This is a genomic window from Mycobacterium sp. IDUB_5 (assembly GCF_055419565.1).
In genome coordinates, this window is sequence record NZ_JBVAXX010000005.1 from 461,956 (window position 1) to 475,128 (window position 13,173).

Consider the following 13,173-nt stretch of genomic DNA (forward strand, 5'->3'; position numbering starts at 1 on the left):
CACCATTCTTACGGCGCCAAAACGACCAGGCCTTTGCATCGAAGGCGCGTCTGCGAGCGCGAGTTGCGCCGGTTACCTGCGCACCATTCCGGATTCGATCAGCGTCACGGCTATGACCCATCGTCGAAGAACGCGGCGAGGTACGGCGCGGTGCGGCTCACCGTATCGGCAGCGACCACCGCCGGTACCCCGGCCACAACGACGCGTCCTCCGTCCTCGCCGCCACCGGGGCCGAGGTCTATGACGTAATCCGCGCTTGCCACCACGGACATGTCGTGCTCGGCCACCACGACGGTATTGCCGGCGTCGACGAGGCCGTGCAGCTGGCGTTCCAACAACTCGACGTCGGAGGGATGCAGCCCCGTGGTGGGCTCGTCGAGCACGTAGAGCGTGTGCCCCCTCTTGGCGCGTTGCAACTCCGATGCCAGTTTGATGCGTTGCGCCTCGCCACCGGAGAGTTCTGTGGCCGGTTGTCCGAGTCGCAGGTATCCCAGACCCACATCACGCAATGCTGCCAAACTTCTTGACGCAGAGGGCAAGTCAGCCATGAACTCTGCAGCTTCATCAACAGTCTGAGCGAGCACGTCGGCGATGGTGTTGTCTCGATACCTGATCTCGAGCGTCTCGTCAGAATAGCGCGCTCCCCCACACGCCGGACATTTCGCGTAGGTGCCGGGCAAGAACAACAGTTCCACCGCGACAAACCCTTCGCCGCGACAGGTGGCGCAGCGGCCTTCGGCGACATTGAACGAGAACCGGCCCGCGCTCCAGCCACGTCGCCGCGCTTCTGGGGTATCGGCGAATGCCTTACGGACCGTATCGAAGAGTCCGGTGTACGTCGCGAGGTTTGAGCGCGGAGTGCGGCCGATGGGTCGCTGATCCACGGTGACGAGACGGCCGAGCACCTCGGCGCCCTCGACGGATACCCCCACACTCGAATCGATGTCGATATCGAGGAGTTCGGCGTCGCTGTCGTCAGCATCGTCGACGAGTTCGACGTGCGTACCCCGCTGCCTGGCCATGACATCACTGAGTACTTTGCAGACCAGTGTCGACTTGCCTGATCCTGACACACCGGTGACTGCGACGAACACACCCAAGGGAATATCGACGTCGATGCCGCGCAGGTTGTGAAACGAGATGTTACGCAACCGCATCACGCCGACCGGTCCACGCGCGGGGCGGCGGGCAGCTGGCCCGTCGCGGAACAGGAATCGCCGGGTGACCGAGGTGTCGACGTCGGCGAGGCCGGCCACCGGTCCGCTATACAGCACGGCGCCGCCTAGTTCGCCGGCGCCAGGGCCGACATCGACGATCCAGTCGGCGCGGCGCACCACATCCATGTCGTGTTCGACCACGAACAACGAATTGCCGGCGCGGCGGAGCCGGTCCAGCACGTCGAGCAGCGGCTCGGCGTCGGCGGGATGCAGCCCTGCCGAAGGCTCGTCGAGGACGTACAGGACACCGAACAGTCCGGCCCGCAGTTGGGTGGCCAACCGCAAGCGTTGCAGTTCGCCGGGTGACACGGTCGGTGTGCGACGGTTGAGACTCAGGTAACCGAGCCCCAATTCGACGAGCACGGATATCCGCGCCACCAGATCAGCCGCGATCATGGTCGCCACTTCGGTGAACTCACCCGACTCGGTGGATTCGTAGGCCGCGGCGAACTCCGTCCTGATCGCCGCCGGCGAGAGTACGTCGGTGAGCGCAGTGAGCGGCAGGGCCGCCAGCTCGGCGATGGTGCGGCCGGCGAAGGTCACCGCGAGCGCTTCGGGTCGCAGCCCGGAGCCGCCACAGACTGGGCATTCAGTGCTGTGCACGAATTGCAGAACCCGTCGTCGCATCGCCGTGCTCTGCGAGTTGGCCAGCGTGTGGCGAACGTGACGCTCGGCGCTGGAGAATGTGCCGTTGTAGTAATAGTCCGCGGTGACCGGATGCTGGCTCGGATCGATTTCGACGGTGGGCTGATCCTCGGTGAACAGAATCCAGTCCCGTTGCCGCTTAGGGAGTTTGCGCCACGGCTTATCGATGTCGTAGCCGAGAGTGATGAGGATATCGCGTAGATTTTGTCCCTGCCACGCTCCGGGCCATGCCGCCACCGCGCCTTCTCGGATGGTCAGCGACGGGTCGGGCACCAGTGTCTGTTCGGTGACCTCGTGGATGCGGCCGAGACCGTGGCACGCCGGGCACGCGCCGATCGTGGTGTTCGGTGAGAACGCATCAGAGTCGAGCCGCTCGGTGGCTCCCGACGGGTAGCTTCCTGCGCGGGAGTACAACATGCGCAGCAGATTCGACAACGTGGTGATCGTGCCGACGGTCGAGCGGGACGTCGCCGAACCTCGTCGCTGCTGCAGGGCGACCGCCGGCGGCAGTCCTGTGATGTCATCGACTTTCGGCGCATCCTGGGGTAGGAGCAGTCGGCGGGCGTAGGGTGCCACCGACTCGAAGTAACGGCGCTGGGCCTCGGCGTAGATGGTGCCGAATGCCAAGGACGATTTGCCCGACCCCGACACCCCGGTGAACGCCACGAACGAGTCCCGCGGCGCGGCGACGTCTACGGTTTTCAGGTTGTGTACCCGGGATGCGTATACACGGATGTATGGATCCGGTCCATCCCAGCCGGCCCCCGGACCGCCGTCTACGTAGTCCATTCTGTACGACTGCCCCACATCTTCGGACTCATGTCACGCGGTTGTGACCCGGATCTGAATTCGGCCATGATCACGCTCATCAGGCACCCCAGCCTCCCGCGCGGCGCTCTAGTCGATCTCCCCGGTCAGTCCCACGTGGCGCTGCTCGAGATCCGCCAGCACGGCGGTGTAGAGATCGTGGGTATCGATGGTGGTACCAGTGACCCGGACGACGCGCGTGTTTTGTTGTGATTCGAGGTGGACCCGTCCATGGGGATTCAGTGGGGTGTACTCACCGGTCGCCGTAGCATCGCTCACCGCGACTGCCTCGTAGTTGTAGCGCTGAAGCTCCTGGTAAACGGTCGAGAGGATGTCCGACTCGAGTTCCTCAGCGGTGGTCTGATCCGGCAGGATCACTTTGAGTGATGGCATCTTCTCACGCTAGCCCCCTCGGATGGCCTGGAGCACAGATTCCAGACAAGCCAGAGCGACACCGTGGGGTCCTTCGTTCGACCGCATAGTCTGCATCGACGGGGTCGTCTGAAGGCGGCCATGTCGACTGAAGCCGTTGTGTCACAGCAAAGATCCGATAGCTGGAAGCCCGAGATGGTGATCTCCGATCGCAACCGGTATCGGAACTCACTGTAGTACTGCTGGAATCCGCGGTCGTCGCCAGTGAAGCAGTAACCGAGCGCCTCAACGGACGGCATCGGTATGAAGGCGACCAGCCACATGCGAGTGTGTCAAACCCTGCGGCCTTTGTTGTCTCCTGTCGGTGCTAGTGCGTGTCGTGGTGTGGCGCAAATGCGGGCTCGATGGTTCGGTGCCTTACCCGCGGCGGGCGGGGATCCTCCCTGCTGAGAGGGGGCGCCAGTGAGGGTTGTTGTCGCGCGTTCGACGTTGTGGATGACGGCCTGATCGTTAAGCGAGCATGGGTTTCGGCTCGTGCGACCATGCGTTTACGACAGGCTCAGAAATGTATTTTCAGGGTCGCGGACGCCCGGCTTCATTCGGTGTAGGTGCTCACTTCGAGGCTGGCTGCCCGGTTGTTCCATTGCGGAGGCAACTCCAGGACATCTGCAAAGAACGCGGCGGTCTCACCCTCGAAGTTCGGCTTCTCCCAGAGTTGGACTTTCATGCCAGTGGGAATGAGCATCGTCGAAAGTGTGCCCACTCCTAGTGAGTTGGCCGCTAAGTCGGGATACTTGCCCGCTTTCAGCAAGAGTGCCGGACGTGACCACGTGTAATCCAGGGCGACGATGTAGTCGATCACGGGTGGCCCGTCTGCAGCCTTATAGACAATCAGCGAAGAGATGCGATCGTTCCAATCCATCGGGACCGCGGGGGTATCGGCGGTGAAGTCGATGAACGCGCCCTGGAACCACGCGTGGTCGTAACCGCGCACGGCGAGACCGTCGGGAACCTTGAGTGCACTGATCGCATCGTTGCCGACGAGAATCTGTCCCCTGGAGTCGTCATAGCGTCCTAAAGAGAGCTTCTGCGATCGGCCAGGAATGCCTTGCCAGTCCGCTGCGAAGTCGGCGTGGGTGAACACCTCGACCTGCTCGCTGGAGTGTTCGATCCGTTCCGGGATCTTCAGGCCGTCAGGAAGGGTAAGGGTGAAGTACTCGGCGGCGGAGATGCTGTCGACCACCTCGGATACATGACGATCCAACGCATTCAGTTCGTCGGTGATCGCGGTGTTCCACGTGGAGACGGTAGCGGCGTCGGGAGGGGAAGCAAAGTATTGCGGGTGCAACTGAATGATTTCCAGATCGTTGCGAATCTGTAGGAGCTGGAGGCGCTTCTTCATGCTGTCTTCGAGCACCTGCTGTTGCTTTTTGAGGTCGAACCAGTTTGGCGCCGAGGGAAATACGAGGGTGTCGTAGGAAGCGGCTTGCACCGAGTACGCCTTGGGGCTCTGTTGCACTGAGTTGGCAAAGGTCTTCAAGCGGGCCATGACCTCTTCAATCGTTCCTGTGTAGGAGATTTGGTCGCCGGACCCACCCTTCTGGTAGATCGACACGCGGACCTCTGAGCGCTGTCTCAGCTCGGACATCTTCGTTTGCACGCTGGCGTCGATCGAGCCTGAGGCCAACAGTCCATCGAAGCTGGACTTCAAGGAAACGGCGAGTTCGCGCTGAGTCTGTTGCTCCTGTGACGTGATGGAGAGGACGGCGATGTACTCGCCGCCGGTCTTGATTCCGCGAATGAACATGTCGCCGTACCGGTTACGGAATATGTCTTGCTTGCCGTCGGCGATCAGCTGCGCCGCGTCCGCGACAGGGACCGGGGCCTTGATGCGCTTGAAAGCGTTTTGGATGTCGGCCCTGGCCACCAGGAATGTCGAGGTCGAGTTGAAGCGCGACTCCTCGGCGAATTTGAACTTTCCTTCTGCACTGAACAATCCATAGCGACCTTCCACAGCCACACTCACGCCGAGTGACTCATACATCTGTTCGGCGGAGTAGATCAAAGTGGTGTCGTAATGGGCTTCCATGCCCTCATCGCCGGCGGCAACCTCGATGTCGGCAAAGGTGACGGACTCGAGCGTGCCCACCTCGCCCGTCAGGTCGTTGATACCGAGGCCAAGTGCCATGCCGTCAGTGAAGGATAGGGTTCGTTGTTGCGGCGCCACGAGTGTGCCTTTCGCTAGGTCATTGACTTTCTCAAGCGTGTACGGCTGACGGCTCGCGGGCGTGAGTAGTCAACTACTCGTTTTTGGCACGATGTGGCACCGATAGGACCGAGAGCGCACGGATCGGCGTTCCTGATCCTGCATGCCGTGGTCGGCTGCGTGTGCATACCCGGCCTCCCCCGGTAAGCCGACCGAGCCACCGCCTTCCGCGACCTCGATGACGCCCGATCTGCGTTGAGCGTCGTCCGACCGCCCGTTCCGCTGTTCGCGCCGCGGCCGCGTGCCTGTGGAGGTGCCGAATCACGGCGGGCTTCATCCGCCGCAGCGTCCACATCTCCAACGCGAATGGCAACACGGGAAACAGAACCGGCAACCCGTCCGAGACGAGGCGGTCATCAGGGGCGGCGGAAGGACTTCCAGTCCCCGATCGCCGCCAGGCGCCGTCGCTGCTGGACTGCCGCACCGCTGTCAAGGCCGCGGTCGCGGGTCTCGAGGTTGGCGATGACGCGTTGGCGGTGCTCGACGGGGTTGTGGTCGTCGTACTTGAACTTCGCCTCCGCGCGCACCACCGCCAGCCGCGACCCGCGGATACCGGGCAGCATGCGGGCGTAGGGGTGGCGCAAGTCGCCAGGGTGCTGGCCTGGCCACCGACGAGCGGGTGTTGAACGCCGCCGGGAGGCGAAGCCCCGGTCAGCGTTGGGTCGATTTGCCGTTGGCCAACAACACCTTCAATGCGTCGCGATAGTGACGGGCGTTCGACCAGGTACGCCTCTCCAGTGCACAATCTCGTCGTCGATCGCAGTCGCCATGACATCGAGTAAATGAGGCGCAAGTTGTTGTTCGACTACATAATTGACGCGATCTCCACCACGGGGAACGCGTGCCGTGCGGCGAAGTGCCGGGCGGCGTCCCCTGCGAGGACGTCTCCCTCATCAGTGACGAGTTCACATGCGGCGGCGACCGGTTGGTAGCCGGCCATCGCGACCAATCTCATCGCGATGCTCCAGCGGTCCGTCGCGTCCGCTGGGTCGTCGTCAGCGCATCGGATGGGCAAGATGTGGCCCGGCCGGGTCACATCGGCCGGCACTGATTCGGGATCGGCGAGGACCCGTAGCGTGCGCGCGCGGTCGCGGGCCGATATTCCCGTGCCGATGTTGCAGGCGGCGTCGACGGCGACGGTAAATCTGCACCCGTTGTTCTCGGAGCCTAGAACGGGTTGATCCGGGATGCGAAGGCGGTCCAGTCTCGACGATTGCATCACGGCGTGGATGAGTCCGGTCGAATGCCGGACCGCGAAACCGACCTGCGATGGTGTGGCCGCAGAAGCTGGAAAGACGAGTGCAGCAACGGGTTCGGTGATCATTATTGCAACACCCCGGCCGATGAATTCAGCGACGAGGCCCGGCGGAAAGTCGGCCGCTGAACTCACTTGATATCCGGCGATGACAGCTGTGCTCATAGCGGTTGTTCCCTGTCCCAATGAGTTTGACGACGATGTGTGGTCAGTGCAGGAGGCGGTGATACGACGATCCGTGAAAAACTAATGGTCTGCGGCCGTTCTCGTCGGCGCTGATATCGACGATGCGCAGCAGCACGAGCTGGTGATCGCCCGCGGGCACGATATCTTCTATACCCACCGTGATGTGCAAGGAGCCGCCGACGATGAAGAGAGCACCGTCCTCGCCGGCCTGCCACTCGACATGGGCAAAGCGGTCGCTGCCTCGCGTGGAAAGGGATTGGCTGGCGTGCTCTTGCCCCTCGGTCAGGACGGTCAGACCGAGAAACGCGGCATCGCGCAGGATCGGCCACGTCGTCGACGAGTTCGCAACGGAGATGGAAACCAGTGGTGGGTCGAGCGACATCGACACGAACGAGCTGACCGTCATGCCGACCGGTGCGTCGCCGACGACAGCGCCAACGGCAACGACTCCGGTCGGGTAGTGGGCGAACGCCCTCCGGAGCGCGTGAGCGGTAATCACCATGCCGTTACCCCACCGTCGACCGGGAAGGCGACACCAGTAACGAACGACGAGTCAGGTGACAACAGATAGCAAATCGCCGACGCCACCTCGTCTGGCGTTCCGAAGCGTTTGATGAGGTTCCTTGCAAAGAAAGCCTTTTCGGCATCATCGCGCGCGCTCTCAGGCACTCCGGACAGGTATGCCCGGGGCATCGGCGTGTCGATCGTCGCGGGGCAGACAGCGTTGACCCGAATGTGGTCCTCGGCGAGATCCATCGCCAGCGCGCGCGTTAGTCCCACACATGCGGTCTTCGATGCCACGTAGGCAGGCATTGACGGGAACGCCACGAGGCCCGCCGTCGACGACAGGTTCACGACGCTGCCCCGCGCGGCGCGTAGGTACGGCAGCATGTCCTTGATCAGGAAGAACATCGCCTTGGCGTTGACCCCCATGAGGTGGTCCCACACCTCGTACGTGGTCTCGGTGAGAGGGAGGCCGGAGATGACGCCTGCATTGTTCACCAGGCCCGCGAGCGCGGCGCCCTGTTGGGTGACGAGTTGTCCGAGCTGCGAACGGAATTCGTCGCAGGTGACGTCGCCAAGAGCTGCCTCGACAGGCACATCGAGATGGTCGACGGCCGCTCGCGTCCCATCCAGAGAGGCCTTGGTGACATCGGTGATGACCAAGGAGTACCCCCGCGCCGCCAGCGCGAGGCAGGTCGCCCTGCCGATTCCGCCGCCCGCGCCGGTCACGAGGGCCAAGGGTCGGGTGCTCATACCAACACCGCCTTCACCGCCGCCAGCGCGACCTGTTCGTCCTCGCTGTAGTGGGCACCGCTGACGCCGACCGCGCCGATGACGCCGAGGTTGGGGTCGCTGATGCGCTCACCGCCGCCGAACACCGCGTATCCGGGAACGTTGGTCATCCCGTATAGGAGCGCGGGGTCGGTCTTGATGAACTCGAAGAATTCGCCGGTGTTGAATCCGGATGTCGCGGCAGTGCGCGCTTTTCGGACGGCGACGTCGGTCGACAGGACAGAAGCGCCCTCCATCCGCTGGTAGGCCTTGAGCACACCGTTGGGGTCGGTGACGGCAATGGTCACCGCGATGTTCATCTCTCGCGCCTTGGCCAAGCCGGCGTCGATCGCGGAATTGGCCGCAGCAAGGGTGATGGCGCTGGTGGTGAAACTCTGAGATTCCATGTGTCCGTTCGCTTTCTGCGTTGAGAGGTGCGTGCTGTCGATCAATTACGAGGTCGGGAAACGTGCGACCCATGACTCGACCTCGCGGAGGCCGAGAAGCTCGTTGAGATCGCCGAACTGGTACCACTGCGAAGGGTCGTGGGATTTTCCGAGTTCACGGAGAACCGATCTGCTCGCCGCCAGCGCGCTGAGCAGCAATTCGATGGGATAAATGGCCGTCGAATAACCCAGCTCCCGCATCTGGTCGACGGTCAGCGCCGGGCTACGCCCCGTCGTCGCGGCATTGAAGAGCAACGGACCGTCGACGGTGTCGCGAATGCGCTTCATCGCATCGATGCTGGGAACCGCATCGACGAATGTCATGTCAGCCCCGACCGAACGGTAGACGCGCGCGCGTTCGATCGCGGCGTTCAGCCCCTCCGTATGCAGTGCGTCAGTCCGGGCGATGACGACGGGGGCGTCGCGACCGAAGTACTCGGCCGCAGAGATGGCCGCCGACACCCGGGCAGCTGCCTCCTTCACCGGCACCACGGGATCGTGCTCGAGATGTCCACAGCGCTTCGGATTGGCTTGATCCTCGATGTGGAAACCGGCAACGCCGAGTTCGACGACCTGTTCGACCGTCCTGCGGATGTTGGCAGCGTTGCCGTAACCGGTGTCGATGTCGACGACCATCGGCAGCTCAGTGGCCGCTTTGATTCTGCGATACGTGCCGATCAACTCTGTTCCGGTGATCAGTCCGACGTCCGGAAGGCCGAAGCTGCTGGCGATCGAGGCGAAACCGCCGACATAGACGCCCTCGGCTCCGGACTGGTGAACCAATCTGCTCGTTACGGCGTCGTAGGCACCCGGGAGGACCAGCGGCTCCTCGAAGGCGATCCGTCTGCGTAACCACTCGGCGGGCGTCGTGCCCGCCACCTGTCGGTGTTCTTCCTTGACATTGGGCATGTGAGCAATTTAACTGGCTTGGCCAGTTAGGTCAACTGGCTAGGCCAGTAGACGAGACCTCATCGGCGGCACTACTGCCGCTGCCCGATTTCTGGAGGACACAAATGATCGACCCGTACCGAGAGCAGATTCCGCGACACGAGAACCCCCTGCTCCGCAGCCCGAACAAGCTCAAGATCGGCGTCTTCGGCGCGAACTGCAGCGGCGGCACCACGATGAGCACTCATCCCGGGCTTGTAGAGGCCCGTTGGAACGAGTCGGTGGAGATCGCCCGTGCCGCGGAAGCCGCTGGACTGGAAGCGATGGTGCCCATCGGCCGCTGGCGTGGGATGGGTGGCCAGACGAACTTCCAGTACCGCAGCTTCGAGACCCTCACCTGGGCCGCCGGCATCGCGGCGGCGACCAACACCATTGGCGTCTTCGCCACCGTTCACGTCCCGACCATTCATCCGGTCCGGCTGGCCAAGACCTGCGCGACCATCGATCACATCTCGCGCGGTCGGTTCGGGCTGAACGTCGTCGCAGGCTGGAACGAGAAGGAAATCGGCATGTTCGCCGACAATCAGCTTCCCCACGACGAACGCTACGACGTTGCATCGGAATGGATGGAACTCACCTCGAAGCTGTGGACCACCGACGGTGAGTTCGACTTCGCGGGCAAGTACTTCCGCGCGCCGGGGGCCGTCAGCGATCCCAAACCCATCCAGCAGGACGGGCCGGTGGTCATGAGCGCCGGGAACAGCCCCCGTGGCGTACGGTTCGCCGCCGAATGGTGCGACCTGAACTTCGTCGCGGCCCCCTCCATCGAAGAGGCGGGAGCCACCGCTCGCTCGGTGAAAACCCAAGCGCGGGAACAGTTCGGCAAGGAACTGGCTGTATTCAGCCAGGCCTACATCATCTGCCGGGACACCGACGCCGAGGCTCGCGACGTCTACGACACGATCGCCGGTGTCCAGGGCGACCAGGAAGGGGCGGACAATCTGCTCAACGCATTCGTGCCGAACTCGGGCAGCGCGGACTGGAACGCCATGCGAACGGCGATAATCGCCGGGTGGGGAAGCTATCCCCTGGTCGGCAGCCCCACCACTGTGGCCGACGGATTGATCGCCCTGTCCGAACAGGGCCTCGACGGGATGGTCGTTAGCTGGCCGCACTATCACGAGGGCATTCGACAGTTCGACGAACTGGTGATGCCCTATCTGGAGAAGGCCGGAGTCCGGTCCCGTGTCCGCGCCTGAGATCGACGCACCGCGGGCGATCACCGTCCTCGGCGCCGGACTGATGGGTCACGCCATCGCGTATGTTGTCGCCTCACACGACATCCCCGTCCATGTCTACGACCCGTCCGAACGCGCGCTCAGCTCCCTCGACGAACGCCTGCAGGCGTGTGCTGATGCCGCGGGGCGGGGGTATCGAGACGTCTCACGTGGGTCGATGCTGACAGACGCCGTCAAGGGCGCCGACCTCGTATTCGAAGCCGTCCCCGAAGACCTGACGCTCAAGGCCGAACTGCTTAGTGCGGTGTACGCCGCCAACCCGGCTGCGGTGTTGGCCACCAACACTTCTGTGATCCCCGTCCGCGACATCGAAGAGCAATTGCCCACCACCGCAACGCTCGTCGGCACCCACTGGTGGAACCCTGCCCACCTGATCCGGGTGGTCGAGGTGGTGCCCGGCCGCAGAACCGGCCAAGCCGCTGTGGACCGGGTGACCGACCTGCTGGTGGCGCTGGGTAAACGCCCCGTCACGGTGGCCGACGCACCGGGTTTCGTGGGCAATAGGCTGCAGTTCGCGCTGTGGCGTGAGGCCATGCACATCGTCGATTCCGGCATCGCCGACGCCGAAACAGTGGACCTGATCGTCCGCGAGACGTTCGGACGGCGCCTTCCCGTGCTCGGCCCCTTGGAAAACGCTGATTACATCGGCCTGCCCCTGACCGAGCAGATCATGTCGTATGTGCTCCCCCATCTTTCGAACAGTGCGGTGCCCCCGCACGGCCTGGTGGAGCGTAACAAGTTGGGAAAGAACGGAACTCGGTCCGGATCTGGATTCCTGTCGTGGCCCGACGGCCGCGCCGAGGAGGTCCGTCGCCGTCTCGACCTACAACTGCAATCAGCGAGAGAGGTTGCGTCATGAAGCGCACCGTTCTGGTCACGGGGTCGACCACCGGGATCGGCGAAGCCACCGCCACCGCGTTCGCGGCGTGCGGCGAACGTGTGGTAATCAACGGCCGAGACGAGTCCCGCGTTCGCGCTGCCTGTGACCGTATCCGTCACGCAGCCGAGGGCGACGTAGATGTCGTCGGGGTGGCCGCGGACATTGCCACCGCGGACGGTGCCGCCACGCTTCTCGACGCCGTCCCTGATGTCGACGTCCTGGTCAACAACGCTGGGATCTTCGAGGCGAAACCGGTTTTCGACGTGTCGGACGCCGAGTGGATGACCTACTTCGACGTAAACGTCCTGAGCGGAATACGCCTCGCGCGCCAATACGTTGCGGGGATGAAACGACGCGGTTGGGGACGCATCATCTTCGTCAGCAGCGATTCCTCGGTCTTCGTGCCCACCGCGATGGTCCATTACGCGACGACGAAGACCGCCCAGCTGACGGTGGCCAGGGGGATGGCGCAGGAACTTGCCGGCTCCGGCGTGACCGTCAACAGTGTGCTGCCGGGTCCCACGCGCACCAGCGGCGTCAAGACGTTCATTACGGACAACTTCGGCGCTGGCGTGACTTATGCTGACGCCGAAAAACGATTCGTCGCACAGGAACTCACGACTTCCCTGATTCAGCGCCTCATCGAACCGGAAGAGGTTGCGAAGATGATCTGCTACGTGGGGTCGTCCGCTGCGTCGGCGACGACGGGCGCCGCGCTGCGGGTGGACGGCGGCGTCCTTCCCAGCATCATCCCGTAACCGAGCCATATGGCCTATACTGGCCTGGCCAGTATAGGCCATGGCGTCCCGCACCGTCCCGGAGGTGATGATGGCTTTCGAGCCGATCGAGAAACGGCGCGCCCACGAGCGCGTGGTCGTGCAGATCGAACAGAGCATTGCCGACGGCACATTCGCGCCCGGCGACCGTTTTCCGTCCGAACGCGAACTGGTCGAGCAGTTCGACATCAGTCGGCCCACGGTACGTGAGGGGCTCCGCGTGGCGGAGAGCCTCGGTCTCATCGAGGTCCGGCCGGGCAATCCGAACGGAAGCATCATCACCGCGCATTACCCCAAGGGGCTCGCGCGCGTCATCGAAGGCGTGCTTCGGGGGAAGGCAGCATCGCTGGCCCACGTCGTGGAGATGAGGATGCTACTCGAAGGCCAGGCGTCCTACTATGCAGCGCAGCAGGGTGGCGAAGCGATTGAATCGATGCGCGATGCACTCGACCGTATGCGGCATGCCGCCAACCTCGCCGAGCTGGAGAAAGCGGATGTGATGTTTCACGAAGCTCAGGGAGCAGCCAGCGGCAACCCGTTGATCGCCCTGATGGTCACCGCGATGCGGGACGTCACGAAAGCAACCATAAATGTCGGGTTGCCGTCGCTGGGCTGGCCGGATGCGCGAGACAAGGCCATCGAGCGCCACAGCGCGATCCTCGCCGCGGTTGAGACTGGCGATGGCGCTGCCGCCTGCAAGATCGCTCGGAGCAACCTGATGGCGACCTATGAACCGCTGGTGTCCGACGTTGCCGGGCGGATGAAAGCGCTCGTCCTGGCCAGCCCGGCTGAGCTGACCCTCTAGGCGATCAGGAACCGAGTATTGGATCGACCAGCGGCATCGGACTGGCCTTGGCCGGGG

General features: G+C 63.5%; 13 protein-coding genes. 4 read left to right on the forward strand and 9 right to left on the reverse strand.

The genetic code is table 11. The features are described from left to right. Positions 1-110: 110 nt before the first annotated feature. The 9 genes from ACZY1G_RS19020 to ACZY1G_RS19060 form a co-directional block, all read right to left on the reverse strand. Complete coding sequence (locus ACZY1G_RS19020) at positions 111-2,651, reverse strand: excinuclease ABC subunit UvrA (RefSeq protein WP_463823307.1); 2,541 nt, start codon at positions 2,649-2,651, stop codon at positions 111-113. Positions 2,652-2,759: 108 nt separating this feature from the next. Beyond that, positions 2,760-3,062: a hypothetical protein gene (locus tag ACZY1G_RS19025; RefSeq protein ID WP_463823308.1), complete on the reverse strand. Its 303-nt coding sequence runs from the start codon at positions 3,060-3,062 to the stop codon at positions 2,760-2,762. A gap of 574 nt (positions 3,063-3,636) precedes the next feature. After that, positions 3,637-5,229, reverse strand: coding sequence for a hypothetical protein (locus ACZY1G_RS19030; protein WP_463823309.1), 1,593 nt, complete (start codon positions 5,227-5,229; stop codon positions 3,637-3,639). A 434-nt stretch (positions 5,230-5,663) separates the two neighbouring features. Next, complete coding sequence (locus tag ACZY1G_RS19035) at positions 5,664-5,891, reverse strand: hypothetical protein (RefSeq protein WP_463816307.1); 228 nt, start codon at positions 5,889-5,891, stop codon at positions 5,664-5,666. A 221-nt stretch (positions 5,892-6,112) separates the two neighbouring features. Continuing rightward, on the reverse strand, positions 6,113-6,727 hold the full coding sequence (locus ACZY1G_RS19040) for a 3,4-dihydroxy-2-butanone-4-phosphate synthase (RefSeq protein ID WP_463816308.1): 615 nt from the start codon (positions 6,725-6,727) through the stop codon (positions 6,113-6,115). 43 nt (positions 6,728-6,770) lie between these two features. Then, on the reverse strand, positions 6,771-7,250 hold the full coding sequence (locus ACZY1G_RS19045) for a flavin reductase family protein (RefSeq protein WP_463816309.1): 480 nt from the start codon (positions 7,248-7,250) through the stop codon (positions 6,771-6,773). Further along, a complete protein-coding gene (locus ACZY1G_RS19050; protein ID WP_463816310.1) occupies positions 7,244-8,005 on the reverse strand; it encodes an SDR family NAD(P)-dependent oxidoreductase in 762 nt (253 codons plus the stop codon). The genes ACZY1G_RS19045 and ACZY1G_RS19050 overlap by 7 nt, the downstream gene beginning before the upstream one ends. Next, entirely contained in the window at positions 8,002-8,430 is a 429-nt protein-coding gene (locus ACZY1G_RS19055; RefSeq protein ID WP_463816311.1) for a GlcG/HbpS family heme-binding protein, read from the reverse strand. Before ACZY1G_RS19055 ends, ACZY1G_RS19050 begins: the two co-directional genes overlap by 4 nt. A 45-nt stretch (positions 8,431-8,475) precedes the next feature. Next, positions 8,476-9,378 carry an isocitrate lyase/PEP mutase family protein gene (locus tag ACZY1G_RS19060; protein WP_463816312.1) on the reverse strand — a complete coding sequence of 301 codons (903 nt, stop codon included), beginning with the start codon at positions 9,376-9,378 and terminating at the stop codon, positions 8,476-8,478. Between the two features lie 104 nt (positions 9,379-9,482). Here ACZY1G_RS19060 and ACZY1G_RS19065 point away from each other — a divergent pair, with 104 nt between their 5' ends. The 4 genes from ACZY1G_RS19065 to ACZY1G_RS19080 are packed head-to-tail and all read left to right on the forward strand — an operon-like array spanning position 9,483 to position 13,116. Further along, a complete protein-coding gene (locus tag ACZY1G_RS19065; RefSeq protein WP_463816313.1) occupies positions 9,483-10,616 on the forward strand; it encodes an LLM class flavin-dependent oxidoreductase in 1,134 nt (377 codons plus the stop codon). After that, a complete protein-coding gene (locus ACZY1G_RS19070) occupies positions 10,603-11,514 on the forward strand; it encodes a 3-hydroxyacyl-CoA dehydrogenase family protein (RefSeq protein ID WP_463823310.1) in 912 nt (303 codons plus the stop codon). Before ACZY1G_RS19065 ends, ACZY1G_RS19070 begins: the two co-directional genes overlap by 14 nt. Further along, positions 11,511-12,293 (forward strand): SDR family NAD(P)-dependent oxidoreductase, encoded by a 783-nt coding sequence (locus tag ACZY1G_RS19075; RefSeq protein ID WP_463823311.1) that lies wholly within the window; start codon positions 11,511-11,513, stop codon positions 12,291-12,293. Before ACZY1G_RS19070 ends, ACZY1G_RS19075 begins: the two co-directional genes overlap by 4 nt. A 40-nt stretch (positions 12,294-12,333) precedes the next feature. Further along, positions 12,334-13,116 (forward strand): FadR/GntR family transcriptional regulator, encoded by a 783-nt coding sequence (locus ACZY1G_RS19080; protein WP_463816316.1) that lies wholly within the window; start codon positions 12,334-12,336, stop codon positions 13,114-13,116. Positions 13,117-13,173 lie beyond the last annotated feature (57 nt).

Bases quoted from the DNA above. Each gene is read 5' to 3' on its own strand.
- ACZY1G_RS19040 (WP_463816308.1), bottom strand. From the start codon at position 6,727: ATGAGCACAGCTGTCATCGCCGGATATCAAGTGAGTTCAGCGGCCGAC.
- ACZY1G_RS19080 (WP_463816316.1), top strand. From the start codon at position 12,334: ATGGCGTCCCGCACCGTCCCGGAGGTGATGATGGCTTTCGAGCCGATC.
- ACZY1G_RS19075 (WP_463823311.1), top strand. From the start codon at position 11,511: ATGAAGCGCACCGTTCTGGTCACGGGGTCGACCACCGGGATCGGCGAA.
- ACZY1G_RS19060 (WP_463816312.1), bottom strand. From the start codon at position 9,378: ATGCCCAATGTCAAGGAAGAACACCGACAGGTGGCGGGCACGACGCCC.
- ACZY1G_RS19065 (WP_463816313.1), top strand. From the start codon at position 9,483: ATGATCGACCCGTACCGAGAGCAGATTCCGCGACACGAGAACCCCCTG.
- ACZY1G_RS19020 (WP_463823307.1), bottom strand. From the start codon at position 2,651: ATGGACTACGTAGACGGCGGTCCGGGGGCCGGCTGGGATGGACCGGAT.
- ACZY1G_RS19055 (WP_463816311.1), bottom strand. From the start codon at position 8,430: ATGGAATCTCAGAGTTTCACCACCAGCGCCATCACCCTTGCTGCGGCC.
- ACZY1G_RS19050 (WP_463816310.1), bottom strand. From the start codon at position 8,005: ATGAGCACCCGACCCTTGGCCCTCGTGACCGGCGCGGGCGGCGGAATC.
- ACZY1G_RS19045 (WP_463816309.1), bottom strand. From the start codon at position 7,250: ATGGTGATTACCGCTCACGCGCTCCGGAGGGCGTTCGCCCACTACCCG.
- ACZY1G_RS19030 (WP_463823309.1), bottom strand. From the start codon at position 5,229: ATGGCACTTGGCCTCGGTATCAACGACCTGACGGGCGAGGTGGGCACG.
- ACZY1G_RS19025 (WP_463823308.1), bottom strand. From the start codon at position 3,062: ATGCCATCACTCAAAGTGATCCTGCCGGATCAGACCACCGCTGAGGAA.